We start from the raw sequence: 21,586 nt of genomic DNA on the forward strand, positions 1-21,586 counted from the left end.
TCACATCCGCTTCTTCGTCTTCGCGGTCGCCTGGGCGGCAAGCGGGTCGTCCGGCCAAGGGTGGCGGGGATAGCGGCCACGCATCTCGCTTTTCACCGAAGGGTAAGCGTTCGCCCAAAAACTTTTAAGATCTTGCGTCACCGCCAAGGGGCGTTGACCGGGCGACAACAGATGCAAGGTCACCGCCACATGACCGTCCAGCAAGCGAGGACCATCTTCGGCGCCGAACATTTCTTGCAGCTTGACCGCCAGCACCGGCGCTTCGGCGGAATAATCGATGGCATGCGTGTTGCCCGACGGCGCTTGAACCCGTTCAGGCGCCAGCGAGTCCGCCTTGCGTTGCATCTCCCAGGGAATTTGCGCCTTCAAGATTTCCAATAGATCAAGCCTTGCCAGATCGGCGCGGCGCGTCATGCCCGACAAATAAGGCCCCAGCCAGCCGGTTAAATTCCCCAGCAAGAAATCGTCCGAGAAATCCGGCCAGCCGTCATTGGGCCGATGACGGGCAAGAAAGCGCACGCGGCTTCGAAAGCGCTCGGCTTCTTTCGTCCAGGGCAGGGCTTGCAACCCCAGCCTGCGAAGGCCATCCGTCATCGCCGCCAGAACCAAGGCAGGGTCCGGATTTGGCAAGGGCTTGTCGGACAGAATCAACGCGCCCAATCGGCGCTGACGCCTGGCCTTGACCGCTTCTTCGCGCCCATCCCATTCCACGAAGGCGCGCTCGGTCAACTCCGCCTCGAAATCCTGTTCCAGCTCGGCCAAGGAAATGGGCGCCGCCAGAAAGATGCGCCCATCCGCCCCGGCCCCATCCAGATGCGCCACCGCCAGGAAGTCATCTCCAGCCAGGGGATCGGCCTCATCCAACTTGCCGCCGCGCCCGCCAGACAGGCGGTAAAGACCGCGCCCGCCTCGGCGCTGCGCGATGCGGTCGGGATAGGCGAAAGCGATCAGACTGCCGCAAGCCTGGGAATTCACGACCCCATCGCCAATTCCCGCCTGGCGCTTCAATTGTTGGGCCGCCGCTCGCACGCGCTCCAACGCCCCGCGATGCAAACGAAAACCGGAAGGCGGATGCGCCTTGCGGTCGCTCGCCAGATCAAGACGCAAGCGCATGTCCGCGTCGCGTCCGCCCGACAGAATGTCGCGCTCGCCCATCAGCGCCGCCAGCAAACAGGCCGTGGCCCCCTCGCCCATTTTGTCGGCGCGCAGAACCATATGGGCCAATCTGGGATGCGCAGGCAGGCGGGCCATGCTTTTGCCCAATGCGGTGATGCGCCTTTGTGCATCCAAGGCTTCCAGGCTTTGCAGCAGCGACAAGGCCTGGGCATAAGCCGCTGCGGGCGGCGGATCAAGCCAGGAAAGCTGGGCGGGATCGTCAACGCCCCATTCGGCCAGCGCCAAAGCCAGCGGCGCCAGATCGGCTTGCAGAATTTCCGGCGCGTCGAAGGCGGCCAGGGCGCGATCTTCGGCTTCCGGCCATAAGCGATAGCAAACGCCAGGCCCCAAGCGACCCGCCCGCCCCTTGCGCTGCTCGGCCGAGGCTTTGGAAACACGCACGGTTTCAAGCCGGGACATGCCCGAAGCCGGATCAAAGCGAAGGGCGCGCTTCAAGCCGCCGTCGATGACGATGCGCACCCCTTCGATGGTCAGGCTGGTTTCGGCAATCGTGGTCGCCAGCACCAATTTGCGATGGCCGGGCGGGCTGGGCGACAGGGCGCGGTCCTGCGCTTCGGGCGACAAGGCGCCATACAGCGGCAACACCTCGGCCTGCATGCCGTCCAGACGCTCGGCCACCCGCTTGATTTCCGCCTCGCCGGGCAGAAAGGCCAGCCCGTCGCCCTCGCCCTCCTCGCTCATCGCCCGGCGGATCAGGCGCGCCATTTCGTCTTCGAAGCGTTCCTTGATGGGACGATCAAGATAGCGCAGCGCCACGGGATACATCCGGCCTTCAGATCGCACCACCGGCGCATCGCCCAGCAAACCGGCAATTCTCTCGCCGTCCAGCGTGGCCGACATGACCAGGATTTTCAGATCGGGCCGAAGGGCCGATTGCGCTTCCAGACATAGCGCCAACCCCAGATCGGCATCCAATGATCTTTCGTGGAATTCGTCGAAAATGATCAGTCCCACGCCGGAAAGTTCGGGATCGGACTGCATGCGCCTGGTCAGGATGCCTTCCGTCACCACCTCGATGCGCGTCGCTTTCGATATTTTGCTTTCCAGCCGCACGCGATAGCCGACCGTGCCGCCGACCGCCTCGCCCAAACTGGCGCTCATGCGCGACGCCACGGCCCTGGCCGCCAAGCGTCTGGGTTCCAGCATCAAGATGGTTTTGCCGCCAAGCCAGGATGCATCCAGCAGGGCCAGGGGAACGCGCGTACTTTTGCCCGCCCCCGGCGGCGCTTCCAGAACGGCGGCGGATGCGCCTTCCAAAGCCTGGGCCAAGTCGGAAAGAACGGCATCAATGGGCAGGGCGGGAAGCCAAGCCCTCATCAAGGGATGACCTGCTCGCGCCGATAGCCGTCAATGATGGGCAGTTCGGCCAGGGGCCTTTTCTCGCCGACGATCACCTTGACCCCGCCATCGCTGGTGCGAAACGAGCGCACGCGCAAAGGAACGTCCAGGCGATAGATCGCCGTCGCCTTCATCACCGGCACGATCTTGCCATTGATCTTGGGTGGGCCGAAAGTGACGGTGATGGGCGTGATCTGCGATTCGTCGGTCAGCTTGTCGTAGATTTCGACGAAGGAATACATGCGGTCGCGCAAGGCCGCCTTGGGATTGGGAAAGGCCAAGTCTCCCGCTTTGCCGCAACTATTCTCGAACTTCAGACAGACCTGGAAGGAAACCCAGCGCTCGCCGTCGGGCGCGGTCGGATTGGGTTCCGATTGCAGCTTGGCGGTGTACTGCCCTGCCGTCCAGGGCATGCCATGGCGCACGCTGATGAAATCGCCCTCATAGCCAGCGCTTTCATAAACGCCGCCGGGGGCCACTTTCAGCTTGTCGGTTCGTCGTTCGCCGAAACGCGAGAAGATGATGCCCGGTCCACGATTGCCTGCGGAATCGTGCTTCAACCAAGTCTGCAACCCGGCATAGGCCTTGGCCTCGCCCAGCCAGAACAGACCCAAGGGCGCTATGTAAAGGGGTGGGCTGGCCTTGGGATCACCCTCGATGGTGACGTCCATGGACAGATCCTGGAAAGTCTGGCTTTGGACATTGGGATCAAGCCGCCAATAGACATCCACCAGATGCCAGGGCATGGCGCGATACGGCCCCTCGGCCCGGGCCAGGGCGGGCAGGAGGACGACAAGCAGAGCCAGAATGGCTGAAATGCGCATGAAACGCTTCATCATGTCGCTATTTTTGCCCTATAAAGACCCCCATGAGCAAGACGTCTTCCAAAAAATCCGCACGCATCGGCATCATCAGCCTGGGCTGCGCCAAGGCGCTGGTCGATTCCGAACGCATTCTGACCCTGTTGAAAGCCGAGGGCTACGAGATCGCGCCCGATTACCAGGGAGCGCAAGCGGTGATCGTCAACACCTGCGGCTTTCTGGACAGCGCCAAGGCCGAAAGCTATCAGGCCATCGCCGAGGCCTTGGAGGAAAACGGCAAGGTCATCGTCACTGGCTGCATGGGCGCCGACCCGGAAGTTCTGAAACGCTTTCCAAAGCTGCTGTCGGCCAGCGGCCCCATGCAGTTCGAACGCGTGATCGAGGCGGTTCATGCCGCAGTTCCGCCGCCGCACGCGCCCTATCTTGATCTGGTGCCGCCGCAGGGATTGCGCCTGACCCCCAAACATTACGCCTATCTCAAGATTTCGGAAGGCTGCGACCATGCTTGCAGTTTTTGCATCATCCCGCATTTGCGAGGCAAGCAAGTCAGCCGCCCGGCCAACGACATTCTGGGCGAAGCCGAAGCGCTGGTCAAAGCGGGCGTGCGCGAATTGCTGGTCATCGCCCAGGACCTGACCGCCTATGGCATCGACCTCAAACATGCCGCCAGCGATTGGAAGGGCAGGCAGGTCAAGGCACGCCTGCCCGAACTGGTCCGCGAGCTTGGCAGGCTGGGGGCTTGGATACGTCTTCATTACGTCTATCCGCACCCCATCGCCGACGAACTGCTCCCCCTGATGCAAGAAGGACTGGTCCTGCCCTATCTGGATATTCCCTTCCAGCATGCCAGCCCCCAAGTGCTGAAAGCCATGCGCAGGCCCAGCTTCCAAGACCGCACGCTGGAGCGCATCCGGCGCTGGCGCGAGCGCGTGCCCGAACTGGCGCTGCGTTCGACCTTCATCGTGGGCTTTCCCGGCGAAACCGAGGAAGATTTCCGTTTCCTGCTGGAATGGCTGGAAGCGGCCAGGCTGGACCGCGTCGGCTGCTTCACCTATGAAGCGGTCGAGGGCGCGCCCGCCAACCAGCTTGCGAACCAGGTGCCCGAGAAGATCAAGCAGGAACGCTGGGAACGCCTGATGGCGGCGCAAAAGCGCATCAGCGCCTTGAAGCTGAAAGACAAGGTGGGCAGGCGCATCGAAGTGCTGGTCGATGAGGTCGACAATTGGGGCGGCATCGGGCGATCAATCGGCGATTCGCCCGAAGTGGACGGCGTGGTGCATCTGGCGGGCGATCTTGTCATGCATCCCGGCGACCTGATCGACGCCCAAGTGACCAAGGCCGAGGATTACGATCTGATCGCCACGCCGATTCAGTGTTTGAGAAGCTGGAGCAACAGTTGGCCGCCGCCGGCAAACCACAAGCCGATGAGTGCGGCGATGATGAATCCCAAGGAAAGATAAAGTTTCCAGGGCGGCTGCTTTTCGGCATAGGGATCGGAAAGGCCGCGCTCGGCGCCGTCGGGCAACTTGGCCAGATGGGTGAGCGAGGTGCCGAAGGGAATGTTGATCTTGGCCCTGGAATTCACCGCCCAGCCATTGGCGTCCAGAATCGGACCCAGATTGCGCTGACGCAGCTTCATGAAGGCGATCAGGATCGAAGGTCCGCTGAACAGCATGACCACGCCGAACAGCGCCAGCGGCATCTGCCACCAGGTCAAATTCAGGAAACTGGAAACCACCGTGGCGATGGCGGTGCCAATGGCGCCGATGGCCAAACCGATGGCGGCGAAGATGCCCGCAAAGCGACCGGCGTCGAAAGCGCCGGGGGCCGCAGCCACAGGCGCAGGCGCGCCGACCGCTGTCGGAGCGGCGGCGGTCGCTGGCTTGGCCCCCGCCAGCGGATTCGACGACACCACCACGACGCGCTGATGCTGGGCGGCGGCCCTGGCCGCAGCCGCTTTTTCGATCTGCGATCCGATGGCCTGGCCCACCTTGCGGTAGGGCAGCCAGAAGGCTTGGCGCAGGCTGATCGGGTGATCGATGATCTTGACCACCGTGGCTTCCCAATCGCGGCCTGCATGATCGTAGAAAACGCCGTTGCGCCCCACCACGATCTGATCGGCGTCGCCCGAGGTGAAGGCGGCTGCGATGGTCAGGCGCTCGTCGGTTTGCGGGCGGTGGCAGTCGCAATAGACCAGACAGATGCGGCTTAACGACGCCAGTTTGGCGTGCTTCTCCGGATCGTCGCCTCTAACCACCAGATCGCAGCTGCGGCCATCCAGATACAAAGTGCCGATCTGGAAAATGGCCCGTTTGTGCCCGGTGTAGAAGTCGCGGAAGGTCACGAAATTGTTCAGCAGCGTCAGCAGATCGCGCCGGTAATGCGTCAGCCGATTGACTTCGGCGATGGCGTCGGCTTCGCCCTGCACGGCTTCGTCCTCGGCGACCAAGGCGCCGATCTTTGCTGCGATCCCGTGTTCGATGAAGGCCCTGACGCGATCAATTCCCAAAGGCTCGACCAGCGCGCCGCATTTCGCGGCCTGCCAGGATTCAAAAGCGGCGAACCTGTTCTTGATCTCCTGCCAACCTGCCTCGTCCAACTGGCTGGTCTTGCCCAGCAAAGGCAAGACGACCTGGACGGCGAAGGCATCCATGCGCGACGCCCAGGCGGGGTTGACGCATTCCTTCAAGGGCAAGGGCCGCCCCGCCCCGGCATGCGCCAACGGAAACTCGGCCACTTGGCATGTGTCCGCCGCCAACAATTGCGGAGCCAGAGCCTTGAAATCATCCTCCGAACGGTTCAGAACGCCCTCGGCCCTGGGATCGTAGGCCGCCAATTTGCAGCGGGTGAAATAATCCTCGATCTTGTCTTGAACGGCGGCAAAAGCGCCATAGGCGGCAATCGTTTCGTCGCCCAAGGGAAGGACCGTTGCATCGCCCTTGGCCAGATTCCACCAAGCGACATAGGCCTCGGTCTCGGCTTTCATCTTTTCCAGGGCTTCGCGGTTCATGCCCTGGCCGCCCGAACGATCAGGCTGGCTTCCGCACAGGTCCATGATGACGCGGATGAAGTCGGCGACCTCCTCGTCTTGGGCGGCCTCGGGCGGCAACACCCCGTCGCCGTTGAAATGGGTGTGGGTGAAGATGCGCACGGTATCTAGCGTATCTTCGGGCGAAATGCAGTCGGCGCCCGGCTTGTCCAGATTGGACAGAATGCGCTTGGCCGAGGCCAAAAGGCGCGCCCCTTCCGGCTTGGAGGCATCGATGGCGGCCAAGGGCAGGCAATCGCCCTCCTTGAACAGAATTTCGGGATCGGCCAACCGGTCCAGCGTCCAGGAAACGGCGGACAGGATCTCGCCCGCCCGAATGCGCCCGTCATGGTCAAGATCGATCATGTCCAGCGTGCGCGCATCGAATTCGACGCCGCGCGTGGGACAGCTTAGGGCCACCCACAATTTCCGATCCAAACTGGACAACGCCTTCAAATCGGCGCCGCTTTCGATCCTGGCCTGATCGAAGCCGCCCGCCCTGAAGAAACGCCAGACATGTGCATTGGATTCAGCGGTCGCCATGACATCCCCCTTGACGATAGGCCCCTATCATCCAAGAGAACCCGTTTGGGGGCAAGAGCGACAAAATTGCCGGAATTCACCAGCATCAAGGCGAACAGTGGGATGGAATGCTAATTTTCTCCCGAACGGATCAGGAAAAACCCATGCCCGCCCCCCCATCTCGCGACAGCCTGCTGCAAGCCCTGAAAGCCCAGGTCATGGACCCGGAACTGGGCGTCAACATCGTCGATCTGGGCCTGGTCGAACGGCTTGAAGCGATGCCGGACAGGCTTGAAATCGACCTGATCATGACCACGCCCACCTGTCCGCAAGGCCATGGCCTGACCGATGAGGCCAAGCGGGTTCTGGAACAAGCCGCCCCTGGATTTCCCGTCGCCGCCAGATTGCTATCCGAGCCGTTCTGGTCGCCCGACCGCATGTCCGAGGCGGCGCGCCGCCATCTGGGCTGGGCAGCCAAGCCATGAATCTCAACAAATTGCCCCGCATCTTGTTTCTGGCGCCGGGCGCCGTGGCCCTGATCGCCGGTCTGCTGGCCGGGCTGGATCGCATGGACATCGCCCTGCCCATCCCCACCATCGACCTAGCCATGAAACACGGTCCTTTGATGGTGGCGGGATTCCTGGCCACCGTGATCGGGCTGGAGCGCGCCGTGGCTTTGCAATCCGGCTGGGCCTTTCTAGCACCCGCCTTCAGCGGCATCGGCGCGCTGCTTTTCCTGGCAGGATTTTCCCAAGCCCCCATCTTGATGGCTTTGGGCGGGTTGGTTCTGGCCTTGTCGGGCCTGGAAGGTGTGCGCCGCCAGCCAGCCCTTTATTCCGTCATCATGGCGCTGGGCGGCATGGCGGGAGCGGCCGCCACGGTTTTCTGGGCCTTCGGCGCGTCGGTTCCCGATGCGGTAGGGTCTTGGATGGCTTTTCTAGCCCTGACGATCGCGGGCGAGCGCCTGGAACTGACCCGCTTTCTGCCCCCCGCCAAGGGCCGCACGCCCAGCTTGATCTTGCTGATCGCCTTGATCTTGCTGGGCAGCGCCACATCGCTGATCGATTCCAACGCGGCGCCGCGCGTCATGGGAGCCGGTTTCCTGGGGCTGGCCGTCTGGCTGATGGTTTTCGATATCGCTAGGCGCAACCTGCGTCAACCCGGCCTGCCCCGCTTCATCGGGTTGGCCTTGCTGCTGGGCTATGTCTGGCTGGGCATTGGCGGCGGCGCTCTGATCGATCACGGCATGCCTCAGGGCGGCTTCGAATACGACGCCGTGCTGCATCTGATTTTCGTGGGCTTCGTCTTCTCGATGATCTTCGGCCACGCGCCGGTGATTTTGCCCGCCGTCTTAAAGGTGCAAACGCCTTATCATCCGATCCTGATGGTTTGGCTGGCGCTTTTGCATGGCGGGTTGTTGTTGCGCCTGATCGGCGATCACAACGCAATCGTGGCGCTGCGCCAATGGGGCGGCGTCCTCAACGAGGCGGCGATCATTCTGCTGATCGTCACCCTGGCATTTCGAACGATCCGGGCGAAACGCCGTCCTCAGTCCACCTGAACCGGGGCTGAGAAGACATAGCCCACCGAATGCACGGTCTGGATGGGCAGCAACTGCTCGGTTTCCTCTTCCACCTTGCGCCGCAAACGGCGCACCAAGGCGTCAAGGTTGCGGTTGCCGGGATCGGCGTCTTCATAGCCGACGGCGGCCAGCAATTCGACGCGGCCCACCGGCTCGCCCGCTTCCGAGGTCAGGCGCTTCATCAGTTGCAATTCCTTGGGCGTCAGCTTCACCGCCTTGCCCGACGGCGTTAGCAAGCGCCATTCGAACCCGTCCAAGCGCCAAGATTGCTGCGGCGGCGGGCGATGGGTGGTGGTGGGCGTTTCCAACCGGCGCGACAGATTGGCCACCGCGGCGGCCAATTCGCGGCAACTGACGGGTTTGACCAGATAGACGTCGGCCCCCATCTCGAAGCCCTGGATGCGGTCCTCGGCCTGACCTCGGGCGGTCAGCATGATGATGCCCATCGACGTTTCGCGGCGCAGATGAGCGGCGATGGAAAAGCCGTCCTCGTCAGGCAGGCCAATATCCAGGACCACGATATCCTGCGGCGCCACGGCCAGCTTGCGCCACATTTCGCTGCCGCTGCCTACCCCCAGCGCTTCATGGCCGGACAGATGCAGGCAGTTGAGAACCGTCTCTCGCAAGTCGGCATCGTCTTCGACGACGATCACCTTCGACATGATTCAATCCCCTCGATCGGCTTGGAGCCGTAAATCCGGCCCCTTGTCTAAAAGCATCACAAGTGAGATATCATGGCCGCCCCCGCCAATCCAGTCACGGGAATTGACTAGTTTCGACCCGTTTCGACAGTCAAACCGAGTCGCGATCCGCCCCAACCCTAAGATTGGACATGGAATTCATCGTTCCATGCCGTATTCTGACATGACCATGCAGCAAGCGGCACAAAACACCCCAGATCTGCAAACGTCTCTTTCCGGGAAAGAGGGGCGGGAACTTGCCTTGAATGAGCGCATCGACCAGGTTTTCCATGCAACCCGCCAGTTGGCGGGCGGACATTTCCTGCTTTGCTTGCTTCTTCTGCCCACGCTCTCCAGCCAAGTCGCCCTATCCACCAAGCTGTTGTTTATCGCCGCCAGCGCTATCGTCGGCGCGGCCCATTTCGGGCTGCGCCATGCCTTCAAGATGGGCTGGAAAGGCCTGCCCCCGCTCTATTTCGGATGGGGGGCCGCCCTTCTCAATTTTCTGGCGGGCCTGATTTGGATTTTGCCGCTTGGCGACGCCGCCCTGTCCATGCAGGGCTGGGACCGGGCGGCGATCCTGCTGGGGCTGGGGTTGGCGCTATTCCCATCCCCTTTGCTGCTGGGGGCTTGGCAGCCCGCCGTCCTGGCTTTTCCCGCCTCGGCCAGCCTGGGAGCCTGCCTTGTCTTTGCCTTCCATTGGACCCCGCAGGCGCTTGGCCTGATGGTGCTGGTCTGGGCGGGTTTTGGCGCCGCCTTGCTCTTGGCACGCCATTTGGCGATCCCGGCCAGGGGCGAAACGACCGCCTCCAAGCTCGTCCAATCCAGCCTTTTTCAATTCGCCGAAGCCAATCCCGTTCCCTCGGCGGTGCTGCGCCGCCAAGACGGCGCCATCCAGTTCGCCAATTCGCGTCTGACAACGCTGCTGGGACTTTCGCAAGAAGACCTGTCTTGCCGCAGCCTATGGGACATCGTGGCTAGGCGCGAAGAACGCCAAGCCTTGTTGAGCCAACTGCATGAGGAAAGCCGGATCGAGGACAGGGAAACCGTGCTGGCGCCCAGGCCCGGAAGGCACTTGGTGACGCATCTGTCGCTCATTCCGCTGGCCGTCGGCGGCGAAGACCTGCTGATGCTGAGCTTGAGGGACGTCACCCAGGACAGCGAATTGCGCAAGGCCCAGGTGGCGGCGCGCATGGCCGCCGAATCGGCGCTGGCCACGGAACGGCGCGCCGTCGAGGAACAGCGACATTTCCTGGCCATGGTGGCGCACGAATTCAGAACGCCGCTTTCGATCATTTCGACCACCATGGACATTCTGGAGATGACGCCGGGAACGATGCGCCCGGAAACGACGACGGCTTTCGACCGCATCCGCAGGGCCACCGAGCGTCTGGTCCGCCTGATCGAAACCTGCCTGAACGAAGACCGGCTGGTCGATATCGGAACGCTGACGCGCGAACCTTGCGATCTGACCCAGATCATGAGATCGGTCGTGCGCGACAGCCGGGCGGGCACCAACGCCGCCCGCATCGAAGCCAGCCTGCCCGACACGCCGCTGACGGTGATCGGCGACAAGGCCTTGCTCAAGATCGCCATGGCCAATCTGATCGACAATGCCGAGAAATACACCAAGGCCGACGGGCGGATCGCGGCGCGCCTGACCCCTTACGGCGACCAAGCGGTGGTGCAGGTCTCGGACACCGGGATCGGCATTCCCACCGCCGAACTGCCCCGCATCTTCGACAAATATTACCGCGCCCCCGGCGCCAAGGGCATTGCCGGAGCGGGTCTTGGCCTGCATCTGGTGAAAAGAATTGTCGAGTTGCATGGCGGACATATCGAGGCGGCCAGCATGCAGGGCCAAGGTTCCACCTTCACCGTGCGCCTGCCCATCGTTCCCAACCCTTCCGAAGAACCGGCGCAACCGGAAAGTTAGGCGGGCTTGTCCAACGCGTGTCCCGACGCTTTGGCGCGCTGGCGCAACCAAGCGATCACGGCCAGCGCCGTAACATTCATCGCCAACGCATAGATGATGCTGGGCGCCATCATGGCGTCGTTGCGCAACAGGGTCAGCGCCACGAAAATGCCCAGCGCGCTGTTCTGAAGACCGTTTTCCATGATCACGGCGATCGTGTCGCCGCGCGAAAGCCCCATGCCGACGCCGATCGCGCCAGCCCCCGCCATGGCGGCCAGGTTGAGCAGCAGGGCGGGCGCCAGCAGTTGCGCTCCATGCGTCAGCATGGTTTGCGCCTGACTGGCAAAAGCGCCGACCACGATCAGGGCGAACAGTAAGGTGGCGATGGGGCGCGCGAAACGGCCCAGAAGGGCCGCAAGCTCGGGCTTCCATTTCTGAAGCCCCAGCCCCAGCGCCAGCGGCAACGTATCGACCAGAAAGATGCCGAAAATCATCCGCCCCACCGGCAAATCGACGGATTGACCGTAGCCCGCGTAAAGCTGCAGCCCTAGATTGGCGATCAAAGGCAGGGTCAGCGCCGCGGCCAGACTGGAAATTGCGGTTACCATCGCGGCCAAGGCGATGCGCCCGCCAGCGTGATGGGTCAACAGGCTTGAAGTGACGCCCGCCGGGCAAGCGGCCAGGATCAGCATGCCGACCGCGAAATCTGGTTCCATCATGAACAGGGAAACCACCAGCACGCCCAGCAGCGGCACCAGAAACAGCTTGGCGGCCAGACCGGTCAGCAGCGCCTTCGGTTTGGTGAAGACTTGTTTGACGTCGCCCATCGTCATGGTCAGCCCCATGGCGAACATGATGAAAGCCAGCGCCAAAGGCAGCAGAATTTGCGAGATCATAACAACGCCCCCAGCGCCAGCAGGCAGGCGAACGCCATTTGATAGGCGGCCGTGGCGGCCAGGATGCTGTTGAAGGCGGGGCCGCGCGGCAGCATCAGGAAATCGCGCAGCAGCTTATAGGCCAAAGGGGCCAGCAACAGGACCAACCACCCACCCGACGGCCCCAAGGGTGGCATCACCAGAACGAATGGCAGGACGATGAATAAGGCATAGAGAACCTTCGACAGTTCCGGCCCGGCTAGAATGGCCAAAGTGCGCCGCCCCGCCAAACGATCAGGCTCCAGATCGCGGTAGTTGTTGGCCATCAGCACGCCTGCCGCGATGAATCCCAGCGCCAGCCCCGCCATCAGAACCGGACGGGTCAAGGATTGGGCCAGCAGATAGTAACTGCCGCCCGCCGCCCCCAGTCCAAAAAAGCCGATGACGAACAACTCGCCCAACGGCGTATAGGCGATTGGCCTGGGGCCGCTGGAATAGGCCCAGCCCGCCAGCAGCGAGGCAAGGCCCAGCGCAAGAATCGGCCAGCCGCCCGCCAGAATCAAAAACAAGCCGGTCAGCGCCGCCAACAAGAAACACAGGAAGGCCGCCCGCTTGACCTGGCTGGGAGACGCCCATCCCATGGCGGTGACGCGGGCCGGACCCTGACGCAAGGGCTGGTCGCCGCCCTTCAGATAATCGCCCGCATCGTTGTAGAGATTGGTGCCCGCCTGGATGGAAAGCGCCCCCAGCAGCGCCGCCGCCGCCAGCAGGGGATCGATGCCGCCCTGATCGGCATAGGCCAAGGCCGCCCCCGCCAAAACGGGAGAGACGGCGATGGTCAGGGTGCGAGGCCTGATGGCCTGCCACCACAGTTTAAGCCCGTGGGGTCGAACGCGAACGGGGCTGACGGGCACTGCCTCCGCCAAAGGCGGAGGCGACGCTTGAAGTCCGGTTTCGCTTTTCACCGGTTAGAAGGGAATCTCGTCGTCGAGATCGCCGCCGCCCGGAGGAGGACGATCCCAGCCCGCAGAACCCGATCCGCCGCGCGCCCCGCCCGCCGACGACGGCTGCGAGGGCTGGCCGTAGGAACCTTCATCGAAATCGTCGCCACCCGCAGAAGCGCCGCCGCCACCGCCGCCACGCGCATCCAACAGGCCCAACTCGCCCTTGAAACGGCCGATCACGACCTCGGTCGTGTATTTCTCGTTGCCGTCCTTGTCGGTCCATTTGCGGGTTTGAAGCGCCCCTTCGACATAGACCTTCGAACCCTTCTTGCAATAGCGCTCGGCGATGTCGGCCAGATTCGGGTTGAAGATGACGACGCGATGCCACTCGGTCTTTTCCTTGCGCTCGCCCGACTGGCGATCCTTCCAAGATTCCGAGGTGGCGATGTTCAACGTGACGATCTTGTCGCCGCTTTGGGCGTTGCGCACCTCGGGGTCGCGCCCCAGATTGCCGATCAACATCACCTTGTTCACGCTGCCCGCCATCTTTCTCTCCCCTTCCTGGCCGGTTGTTTGAAGGCGGCACTATAACTTGTAACCGCCACCTCGGCGAGAGGTCTCTCCCCCCTTGCGGTTACCACCCATGTCTGAATAGAATGTAGTTACGCGCTACTTTTGGGGTATGCCGGGCCTAAACGGCCCAATGCATTCGGGGGCAAGGAAATGACGGAAGAAGCAGAAAAAAAAGACTATATATCGGAAACAAAGTTCTTTCGAATCGGCAATGCTCCAAAACTTATATTTTTAGCTTTCGTAATAACTGGCTGTTCTATAAGTTTACTCTTTACATATAAGGTAATAGTTCCGCCAAACGAGTACATACTAATTATTCTTCTATCGGTATTTGTTGCTTTCCAGGCCGCAATTTCTTTTATAATACACCGCCGTCATCGGAAAAAGAATCCCCAGGACCATATCAACACCCCCTTCAATCCCTATCTGGCGGCAGACGAAAGCTATTATCTGGGCTTCATGTTCACGATGACTTCCCTGGCCATAACGGCCCTTTGGGGGATCGGGAACAACGGTCTAAACCCCACAACGCTCGCCCAAACGCTGATCCAATCGACCGTGGCGCTGACCACGACGATCACAGGCCTGATTGCCAGACACATTTTTCTTGCCTTCCTGCCCGAGCCGAACACGGCCATGGAGGAATGCTGCGACAAGATCGTCCAGGCGCTGGGCGTGGGTCCCGATGAAGTGGTCAAGGCCAGCCAAGCGGCGGCAGCGGCCATTCAAAAGACAACCGGCCAGATGGCCGTGAATTTCGAGGCGGTTACCACATCCGCCCTGGAATTGAACACGCAATTCGGGACATTGAAGGCGTCTGTTGGAAACCTTGAGACCAGCGTCAATCAAAGTGCTGCGAACACGGTCAAACGGCTTTCCGAGGCCACCGGCGATCTAGACCGCACGATGGAAAGCGCCAAGATCAAAATCACCAAATTCGAAAGCGAGATCGGCGACACATTGGCCGGGAAGCTGACCGAAGCCCTGGATGTGAAATTGTCCGACTTCTCGGCGCTAGTCACCCGTTTCGAAAAAGAAATCAATGACCTGCCCAATCAGATCGGCAAGCATCTGACCGCTACCGACCGCGGCCTTGCCGAATATGTCGCAGGCCTTAAGGATCAAGTGGCGGCCTTTGTCTTGCAGGAAAAATCCAAGGTCCTCACGCCAATCACGGAACTGGCGAAAGAACTGAAGAAGAAAATGAAGGAATTCAGCGACACGTCCGAAAGATCGCAAACCGAATTTTCCGAACAGATCAAAGCGATCACCGATATCTGCCGCAACCGCGCCGAGGCCGTCTTCGCTTCGAACGAAAAGCAGATCAACGCATCGACGGACAGCCTAAGGGGCATTCTGACAGCGCTTGACGCCGATATGCGGACACGCATCAACGAAGCGATTCTGGCCCTTAAAAGCGTCTCCGACACTTATGCCGGAGCGGTCGCCGAAAACGCCAGTTCGAAGAACGAGGAGCTTAGGAAGCTCAAAGACGCCGCTGCCGAAATCGACGACAAGGTCAAAGGACTTTATGAGGTCTATAGCCTTCTTTACGATAAGAGCACGCCGGAGAAGAGACCTCCGCCCCACAGCAGGGGCGATAAAACGTGAGCGACGCCCTCGTCCGTTCGAAATCGCTGCTCGACAATACGCTGATGGAGATTCTGGTCTTTCTGCTTTTCATCAGCTATGTGGCCTATTCCAACGACGACAAATCCGTCCGCGCCATTCCGGTTACCGGGCCGCTCAAGCCATCCTGCCTCGTGCGCGACAACACGACATACGAGCCTGTTCCGCTCGTCGAAATCGAAGCCGTCGAGAAAGGTTTGCTCATCAAGAAAATCAATCTCCCGCCATCCGGCGGCGGCTATCAAAGCCACCCCCTGTTCAAGGACATCCCCACCAACATTGCGCTTCGCGAAGGGGACTTCATCACGCCGGACCTTGCGAAAAAGATCGCCGTGTTGGCTGAGAACACATCTCTGAACATATCTGATCCAAAAGTATCATCACCGGCCACGCCCACCCAATGCGCCTTCTATTCAAGGATATTTAAAGAAGAGAATTCTTCAAAAAAGGATAAGCCTGATTCCAAAAAGGATATGTCTGATCAAGAGCGCTTTCTGCTTCAGCATTTCGAGACCTTGAAGCAGATTGACGAGGCCTTGCCCTTCACCAGCCCCCACATGAAGGACGATGCCGTCGTCACGGCGCTCATCAAATTCATCCAGAGCGCCGACGACGGCACGACCGCCTGCCTGCAACTACGGGACAATAAAGAAGGGATTGGATGGGTTGGCACCGCTGAGTACGCCCCCAAGGAAAAGTCAATGTGGCGTCTCAAGCCTGAGAAGATCGATTTGAAACAATGGGCAGTCAACCCGAAACTGATGACAGGTGAAATCACGATAGAAAACAGTGTGATCAATCTTTCCGAACTGCCAGCATATCTTCATAGGGTCGGACTGAAAGAATGCGTTCTCCATGTGGAATTCGTGCCAAAGCTCTCAACCGTCTTGAAGAGCAGCCCAGAGATTGCGCTAAACGTTCTAGCAGCGCGCTACAATATTGGCATCCAAGACCCCAACAACCAAGATTTCCCCCGCTTCAAACCCACTTCCCAGGGCATCAAAGCCAAGCCTCCGCGTGATAATAAGGCAAAAAGCAAGAACGCCCAGACCAGCGACAAGAGCAAGCAGAGCAAGGGATAAGGACAGAGCAAGATACGGAACATAACATGAACATGTGGGCTTTTCAATAAGTCATTTCACTTTATGCCGCCTCTAAAAAGGGCTATCCAATTGGCCATGGACCATTTCATCAAAGTGCGCGGCGCCCGCGAGCACAATCTTAAAAACATCGATCTCGACATTCCGCGCGACCGGCTGGTGGTAATGACCGGCCTGTCGGGTTCCGGCAAGTCGTCGCTGGCCTTCGACACCATCTATGCCGAGGGGCAGCGCCGTTACGTCGAATCGCTGTCGGCCTATGCCCGCCAGTTCCTGGAACTGATGCAAAAGCCCGACGTGGAAAGCATCGAGGGCCTGTCGCCCGCCATTTCCATCGAACAGAAAACAACCAGCCGCAATCCGCGTTCGACCGTGGGCACGGTTACCGAGATCCACGATTACATGCGCCTGTTGTTCGCCCGCATCGGCGTGCCGCATTCGCCCGCCACCGGCCTGCCCATCGAAAGCCAGACCGTCAGCCAGATGGCCGACCGCTTGATGGCCATGCCCACGGGAACCAAGCTGTTGCTGCTGGCCCCGGTGGTGCGCGGGCGCAAGGGCGAATACAAGAAAGAAATAGACGAGCTGCGCAAGAAGGGCTTTCAGCGCCTGAAGGTCGACGGCCAGATTTATGAGATCGACGCCGTGCCGACGCTCAACAAAAAGCTCAAGCACGAGATCGAGGTGGTGGTCGACCGCGTGGTGATCAAGGAAGGGCTTACCCAGCGCTTGGCCGATTCCTTGGAAACCGCGCTGGAACTGGCCGATGGGCTGGTCTTCGCCGAAAACGCCGATACAAAAGAGCGCACGACCTTCTCGGCCAAATTCGCCTGCCCGGTGTCGGGCTTTACCATCGATGAGATCGAGCCGCGCCTGTTCTCGTTCAACAATCCTTACGGCGCCTGCCCCGCCTGCGACGGGTTGGGCGTTAAGCTGTATTTCGACCCCGAACTGATCGTGCCTGACGACCGGCTGTCGCTGGCTGAAGGGGCGCTCGCCCCCTGGGCCAACTCAACCTCGGGCTATGTGGAACAGACCTTGGAAGGCATCGCCGCCCTGTTCAAGTTGCGGCTGTCAACGCCTTGGCGCGAGTTGCCCAAGAAGGCGCAGAACGTGCTGCTGATGGGTTCGGGCGACGAGCCGATGCGCATCCGCTATTCCGACGGCAAAAGCTCGTGGTGGGTCAACAAGCCGTTCGAAGGCATCATCCCCAACATGGACCGGCGCTGGAAGGAAACCGAAAGTTCCTGGGTGCGAGAAGACCTTGAGCGCTTCCAAAGCAGCGCCCCTTGCGAGACCTGCGCCGGTTTTCGCCTGAAGCCCGAAGCCTTGGCCGTGAAGATCAATGGCTTGCATATCGGCCAGATCAACGATTTCTCGATCGCCGATCTGGTGCCCTGGTTCAAGGCGCTTGAGACGCATCTGAAACCCAAGGACGTCGAAATCGCCAGACGCATCTTGCGCGAAATCAACGAGCGCTTGGGGTTTCTGGACAGCGTGGGGCTGGAATATCTGACCCTGTCTCGCACCTCGGGCACTTTGTCGGGCGGCGAAAGCCAGCGCATCCGCCTAGCCTCGCAGATCGGCTCGGGCCTGACCGGCGTGCTTTACGTGCTGGACGAGCCTTCCATCGGCCTGCATCAGCGCGACAACGAGCGACTGCTGGCCACGCTGCGCCGCCTGCGCGACATCGGCAATACCGTGATCGTGGTCGAGCATGACGAAGATGCCATCCTGGCCGCCGATTATCTGGTCGATATGGGGCCGGGCGCCGGAGCGCATGGCGGGCAGATCATCGCCCAAGGCACGCCCGATCAGGTGATGAAGAACCCCGCCAGCGTGACCGGCCAATATCTGTCGGGCAAGCGTTTCATTCAGGTGCCCAAGCGCCGCCGCCCAGGCAACGGCAAGAAACTGACGGTGGTCAAGGCGTCGGCCAACAACTTAAAGAACGTCACGGCGAAAATTCCGCTGGGCACCTTTACCTGCGTCACCGGCGTCTCGGGCGGCGGCAAGTCAAGCCTGATCATCGAAACCCTGTACAAGGCCCTGGCGCGCCGACTGCATGGGGCGCGCGAACATGCGGGCGCTCATGAACGCATCGACGGCGTCGAACATATCGACAAGATCGTCGACATCGACCAATCGCCGATCGGACGCACGCCCAGATCGAACCCCGCCACCTATACCGGCGCCTTCACCCCCATCCGCGACTGGTTTACCGAACTGCCGGAAGCCAAGACGCGCGGCTACAAGGCCGGGCGATTTTCCTTCAACGTCAAGGGCGGGCGCTGCGAGGCCTGCCAGGGCGACGGGCTGATCAAGATCGAGATGCATTTCCTGCCAGATGTTTACGTCACCTGCGACGAATGCAAGGGCAAACGCTACAACCGCGAAACGCTGGACATCAAGTTCAAGGGCAAGTCGATTGCCGACGTGCTGGACATGACGGTGGAAGAGAGCGCCGATTTTTTCCAGGCCGTACCCGTCATCCGCGACAAGCTGGAAACCTTGAAGCGCGTGGGGCTTGGCTATATCCATCTGGGCCAACAGGCCACCACATTAAGCGGCGGCGAGGCCCAGCGCGTGAAGCTGGCCAAGGAATTGTCACGCCGCGCCACCGGACGCACGCTTTACATCTTGGACGAGCCGACCACCGGGCTGCATTTCGAGGATGTGAAGAAACTGCTGGAAGTGCTGCATGCGCTGGTCGATACGGGCAACACCGTGCTGGTGATCGAACATAATCTGGAAGTCATCAAGACCGCCGACTGGATCATCGACCTGGGTCCCGAAGGCGGCACCAAGGGCGGCGAAATCGTGGCCGCCGGAACGCCGGAAGACGTGGCGGCGACACAAGCCAGCTATACCGGCAAATATCTGAAACCGTGTTTGAAGAAACGCTAAAACGCGGCAATGCCGCGAATCGACAATCAAGATCATCGAAATCGACGCCAACTGGCAAGGCATCGGTCACGCGCTGATTTTCCGCTGGAACGACGAAGGCACGTATGTTTTTGCCCCCGAGCGCGGGATGGCGGCTACCCTTCACTGAAAAAGCCCGGATATTCAGCCCCCGGCCAGCCTGCGCAAATCCATCTCGCCCGCATGTTCGACGGTGTAGCGCGTTAAGGCGCTATCGACCGTGCGCCCGGTGATCGAGCGCCAACGCTCGACGGCGGTCTTGTTGTCGAAGGGGCCGTAGATTTCCAAAGGCTTGCCCTCGGCCATGCGCGAGAAGGCGGAATCGGCGAACTCGCCGCCCACCACGTACCAGACATTCATCTCGGCGTCGGTTCTCATTTCGATGGTATAGCGCACCAGCGCGTTGTCCACCGTGCGCCCCGTAATCGAGCGCCAGAATTCGAAGGCTTCCTTCTCGCCGAAGGGGCCGTGCGTCTCCAGGCTTTTGCCCGGCGCGATCTTGGAAAAGCTGGTGTCGGCATACTCGCCGCCCACCACGTAATGGGGCTTGTCGTTGCTGTTGGTCATGATCGTTTCTGACTTTTCAGTTGCGAACGATGGGATGCTTGTCCTTGTTCCAGCCCACCATGCCGCCCGACAACACGGACAGATTGGCGAAACCGGCCTTTTTCAGAATTCCGGCGGCGCGGCTGGAACGGTTCTCGGTTCGGCAGGTCACCACCACGGGCGTTGCCTTATAAGCCTCAAGTTCCTGACCCAACTGGCCGATGCGCTCTGAAAGATCGGGCAAGGGCAGATTGACCGCCCCCTTGATATGGCCCAGTTCGCCGATGAATTCCTCGGGCGAGCGCACATCCAGCACCAGCACGTCCTCGCCGCCCTCAAGCCGCGATTTCAAGGCGCTTCCCGTCACCATGGAGGCCTGCGGGTTCAGGCGGCGCATCAGGCGCGGCAGCATGAGGGCCAGCATGAAAACGCCAGCCAGCAACAGGTTTTCCGTGGTGAAGATTTTTTGTATGTCCATAGGCAAGGGGATACCTGTCCGAAGGGGTGGCGTCAACCCTGGACATGAGGCGGCAAAGGGCCTATCACCTGCCCATGGAACGGATTCTACACATCGTGGGCGGTGGATTGGCGGGCTGCGAGGCGGCCTGGCAGGCGGCAAAGCGTGACATTCCAGTGGTCTTGCATGAAATGCGCCCTGTCCGCGCCACCCCCGCCCATCACACAAGCGGACTGGCAGAACTGGTCTGTTCCAATTCGCTGCGCAACGACGATGTGGGCAGCGGCATCGGCCTGCTGCACGAGGAAATGCGCCGATGCGGCTCGTTGATTCTGTCGGTGGCCGACGCGGTCAAGGTGCCGGCGGGCGGAGCCTTGGCGGTGGACCGCGAGGCTTTCTCGGCCGAAGTGGAACAGCGTCTGCTGGCCCTGCCCAATCTCACCTTGCTGCGCGAAGAAGTAACGGCCTTGCCGGATGGTCCGGCCATCGTTTCGTCTGGCCCGCTGACCTCGGATGCGCTGGCCGCTGAATTGGCGCATGCCACCGGCTCGGACCATCTGCATTTCTTCGACGCCATTGCGCCCATTGTCACGCTAGACAGCGTCGATTTCTCCAAGGCCTGGTTCCAGTCGCGCTGGGACAAGGGAACCGGCAAGGACTACATCAACTGCCCCCTGTCCAAGGACGAATATTTCGCCTTCGTCGAAGCCCTGATCGCCGCCGACACGGTGGAATTCCACGACTGGGAAAAGAACACGCCCTATTTCGAAGGCTGCCTGCCCATCGAGGTGATGGCTAGGCGAGGCGCCCAAACCCTGGCCTTCGGCCCCATGAAGCCGGTGGGGCTGACCAACCCGCATGGACCCAATCCCAAATCCTATGCCGTCATCCAACTGCGCCAAGACAATGCCCTGGGCACGCTGTTCAACATGGTGGGCTTTCAGACCAAGCTGAAACATGGCGAGCAGATGCGTCTGTTTCGCACCATTCCCGGCCTGGAAAACGCCGAATTCGTGCGCCTCGGCGGACTGCACCGCAACACCTTCTTGCGCTCGCCGGTGGTGCTGGATGCAAGCCTGCGCCTGAAGGCCAGGCCCAACATCCGCATGGCGGGCCAGATCACCGGCTGCGAGGGCTATGTCGAAAGTGCGGCCATTGGCCTGCTGGCCGGGCGTTTCTGGGCCGAGGAAATGGCGAACCAGTCACCCAGCCTGCCGCCCATCGAAACCGCGCTGGGCGCTTTGCTTAACCACATCACGACGGGTGCGGGGGCCGAGACTTTCCAGCCCATGAACATCAATTTCGGCTTGTTTCCGCCCCTGCCGCCGCCCGAAGGAAAGCGCCGCAAACTGGGCGCCAAGGAACGCCGGGCCGCCTATGCCGAACGGGCGCTGGCGAAGCTGGGGGAGTGGATTAGCCCCTAAGTCTTGCCCACGGAAAAGAGATTGACCCCTAGACACGCCGCAACCATATGT

Annotated in this window: 17 protein-coding genes; 8 read left to right on the plus strand and 9 right to left on the minus strand. The window is 61.0% G+C overall.

Features of this window, described 5'->3' with window-relative positions; genetic code table 11:
* Positions 1-2,493 carry an ATP-dependent helicase HrpB gene (hrpB, locus tag HQL44_03120; GenBank protein MBF0267565.1) on the minus strand — a complete coding sequence of 831 codons (2,493 nt, stop codon included), beginning with the start codon at positions 2,491-2,493 and terminating at the stop codon, positions 1-3.
* The gene (locus tag HQL44_03125; GenBank protein ID MBF0267566.1) at positions 2,493-3,353 is read right to left on the minus strand and encodes a hypothetical protein; all 861 of its coding nucleotides are present in this window, start codon (positions 3,351-3,353) and stop codon (positions 2,493-2,495) included. The genes hrpB and HQL44_03125 overlap by 1 nt, the downstream gene beginning before the upstream one ends.
* Before the next feature lie 29 nt (positions 3,354-3,382).
* On the opposite strand from HQL44_03125, the gene rimO reads away from it, so the two are divergent.
* The gene (gene rimO / locus HQL44_03130; protein MBF0267567.1) at positions 3,383-4,795 is read left to right on the plus strand and encodes a 30S ribosomal protein S12 methylthiotransferase RimO; all 1,413 of its coding nucleotides are present in this window, start codon (positions 3,383-3,385) and stop codon (positions 4,793-4,795) included.
* Here the strand turns inward: rimO and HQL44_03135 are convergent.
* Entirely contained in the window at positions 4,705-6,906 is a 2,202-nt protein-coding gene (locus HQL44_03135; GenBank protein MBF0267568.1) for a hypothetical protein, read from the minus strand. The genes rimO and HQL44_03135 overlap by 91 nt on opposite strands.
* Before the next feature lie 143 nt (positions 6,907-7,049).
* Here HQL44_03135 and HQL44_03140 point away from each other — a divergent pair, with 143 nt between their 5' ends.
* Both HQL44_03140 and HQL44_03145 read left to right on the plus strand, forming a co-directional pair.
* Positions 7,050-7,370: a metal-sulfur cluster assembly factor gene (locus HQL44_03140; protein MBF0267569.1), complete on the plus strand. Its 321-nt coding sequence runs from the start codon at positions 7,050-7,052 to the stop codon at positions 7,368-7,370.
* Positions 7,367-8,446: a hypothetical protein gene (locus HQL44_03145; GenBank protein MBF0267570.1), complete on the plus strand. Its 1,080-nt coding sequence runs from the start codon at positions 7,367-7,369 to the stop codon at positions 8,444-8,446. Before HQL44_03140 ends, HQL44_03145 begins: the two co-directional genes overlap by 4 nt.
* Here HQL44_03145 and HQL44_03150 read toward each other — a convergent pair.
* A complete protein-coding gene (locus HQL44_03150) occupies positions 8,434-9,129 on the minus strand; it encodes a response regulator transcription factor (GenBank protein MBF0267571.1) in 696 nt (231 codons plus the stop codon). The two genes, HQL44_03145 and HQL44_03150, sit on opposite strands and share 13 nt — an antisense overlap.
* A 187-nt stretch (positions 9,130-9,316) precedes the next feature.
* On the opposite strand from HQL44_03150, the gene HQL44_03155 reads away from it, so the two are divergent.
* On the plus strand, positions 9,317-11,083 hold the full coding sequence (locus HQL44_03155) for a HAMP domain-containing histidine kinase (GenBank protein ID MBF0267572.1): 1,767 nt from the start codon (positions 9,317-9,319) through the stop codon (positions 11,081-11,083).
* Here the strand turns inward: HQL44_03155 and HQL44_03160 are convergent.
* The 3 genes from HQL44_03160 to ssb are packed head-to-tail and all read right to left on the minus strand — an operon-like array spanning position 11,080 to position 13,427.
* A complete protein-coding gene (locus tag HQL44_03160; GenBank protein MBF0267573.1) occupies positions 11,080-11,958 on the minus strand; it encodes a bile acid:sodium symporter family protein in 879 nt (292 codons plus the stop codon). The genes HQL44_03155 and HQL44_03160 overlap by 4 nt on opposite strands.
* Entirely contained in the window at positions 11,955-12,863 is a 909-nt protein-coding gene (menA, locus tag HQL44_03165; protein MBF0267574.1) for a 1,4-dihydroxy-2-naphthoate octaprenyltransferase, read from the minus strand. The genes HQL44_03160 and menA overlap by 4 nt, the downstream gene beginning before the upstream one ends.
* Positions 12,864-12,905: 42 nt before the next feature.
* Positions 12,906-13,427, minus strand: a complete 522-nt coding sequence (ssb, locus tag HQL44_03170; GenBank protein ID MBF0267575.1) for a single-stranded DNA-binding protein — start codon at positions 13,425-13,427, stop codon at positions 12,906-12,908.
* Between the two features lie 486 nt (positions 13,428-13,913).
* On the opposite strand from ssb, the gene HQL44_03175 reads away from it, so the two are divergent.
* From HQL44_03175 to uvrA, 3 genes are all read left to right on the plus strand, one after another.
* Positions 13,914-15,065: an apolipoprotein A1/A4/E family protein gene (locus HQL44_03175; GenBank protein ID MBF0267576.1), complete on the plus strand. Its 1,152-nt coding sequence runs from the start codon at positions 13,914-13,916 to the stop codon at positions 15,063-15,065.
* Positions 15,062-16,165 (plus strand): hypothetical protein, encoded by a 1,104-nt coding sequence (locus HQL44_03180; protein MBF0267577.1) that lies wholly within the window; start codon positions 15,062-15,064, stop codon positions 16,163-16,165. The genes HQL44_03175 and HQL44_03180 overlap by 4 nt, the downstream gene beginning before the upstream one ends.
* A gap of 96 nt (positions 16,166-16,261) precedes the next feature.
* Entirely contained in the window at positions 16,262-19,090 is a 2,829-nt protein-coding gene (gene uvrA / locus HQL44_03185; GenBank protein ID MBF0267578.1) for an excinuclease ABC subunit UvrA, read from the plus strand.
* Positions 19,091-19,252: 162 nt separating this feature from the next.
* On the opposite strand, the gene HQL44_03190 is transcribed toward uvrA, so the two are convergent.
* Positions 19,253-19,675 carry a DUF4170 domain-containing protein gene (locus HQL44_03190; GenBank protein MBF0267579.1) on the minus strand — a complete coding sequence of 141 codons (423 nt, stop codon included), beginning with the start codon at positions 19,673-19,675 and terminating at the stop codon, positions 19,253-19,255.
* A gap of 16 nt (positions 19,676-19,691) precedes the next feature.
* On the minus strand, positions 19,692-20,132 hold the full coding sequence (locus HQL44_03195; GenBank protein MBF0267580.1) for a rhodanese-like domain-containing protein: 441 nt from the start codon (positions 20,130-20,132) through the stop codon (positions 19,692-19,694).
* Between the two features lie 74 nt (positions 20,133-20,206).
* Here HQL44_03195 and trmFO point away from each other — a divergent pair, with 74 nt between their 5' ends.
* Positions 20,207-21,535 (plus strand): methylenetetrahydrofolate--tRNA-(uracil(54)-C(5))-methyltransferase (FADH(2)-oxidizing) TrmFO, encoded by a 1,329-nt coding sequence (gene trmFO, locus HQL44_03200; GenBank protein MBF0267581.1) that lies wholly within the window; start codon positions 20,207-20,209, stop codon positions 21,533-21,535.
* Positions 21,536-21,586 lie beyond the last annotated feature (51 nt).

Source organism: Alphaproteobacteria bacterium, assembly GCA_015231795.1.
GTDB lineage: Bacteria > Pseudomonadota > Alphaproteobacteria > Rhodospirillales > WMHbin7 > WMHbin7.

Excerpts from the sequence above, each read along its gene's own strand:
- HQL44_03160 (MBF0267573.1), bottom strand. The coding sequence starts at position 11,958 with ATGATCTCGCAAATTCTGCTGCCTTTGGCGCTGGCTTTCATCATGTTC.
- HQL44_03145 (MBF0267570.1), top strand. The coding sequence starts at position 7,367 with ATGAATCTCAACAAATTGCCCCGCATCTTGTTTCTGGCGCCGGGCGCC.
- HQL44_03125 (MBF0267566.1), bottom strand. The coding sequence starts at position 3,353 with ATGATGAAGCGTTTCATGCGCATTTCAGCCATTCTGGCTCTGCTTGTC.
- HQL44_03135 (MBF0267568.1), bottom strand. The coding sequence starts at position 6,906 with ATGGCGACCGCTGAATCCAATGCACATGTCTGGCGTTTCTTCAGGGCG.
- HQL44_03155 (MBF0267572.1), top strand. The coding sequence starts at position 9,317 with ATGCCGTATTCTGACATGACCATGCAGCAAGCGGCACAAAACACCCCA.
- hrpB (MBF0267565.1), bottom strand. The coding sequence starts at position 2,493 with ATGAGGGCTTGGCTTCCCGCCCTGCCCATTGATGCCGTTCTTTCCGAC.
- HQL44_03190 (MBF0267579.1), bottom strand. The coding sequence starts at position 19,675 with ATGACCAACAGCAACGACAAGCCCCATTACGTGGTGGGCGGCGAGTAT.
- HQL44_03140 (MBF0267569.1), top strand. The coding sequence starts at position 7,050 with ATGCCCGCCCCCCCATCTCGCGACAGCCTGCTGCAAGCCCTGAAAGCC.
- rimO (MBF0267567.1), top strand. The coding sequence starts at position 3,383 with ATGAGCAAGACGTCTTCCAAAAAATCCGCACGCATCGGCATCATCAGC.
- trmFO (MBF0267581.1), top strand. The coding sequence starts at position 20,207 with ATGGAACGGATTCTACACATCGTGGGCGGTGGATTGGCGGGCTGCGAG.
- HQL44_03150 (MBF0267571.1), bottom strand. The coding sequence starts at position 9,129 with ATGTCGAAGGTGATCGTCGTCGAAGACGATGCCGACTTGCGAGAGACG.
- uvrA (MBF0267578.1), top strand. The coding sequence starts at position 16,262 with ATGGACCATTTCATCAAAGTGCGCGGCGCCCGCGAGCACAATCTTAAA.
- ssb (MBF0267575.1), bottom strand. The coding sequence starts at position 13,427 with ATGGCGGGCAGCGTGAACAAGGTGATGTTGATCGGCAATCTGGGGCGC.
- HQL44_03195 (MBF0267580.1), bottom strand. The coding sequence starts at position 20,132 with ATGGACATACAAAAAATCTTCACCACGGAAAACCTGTTGCTGGCTGGC.
- HQL44_03175 (MBF0267576.1), top strand. The coding sequence starts at position 13,914 with ATGTTCACGATGACTTCCCTGGCCATAACGGCCCTTTGGGGGATCGGG.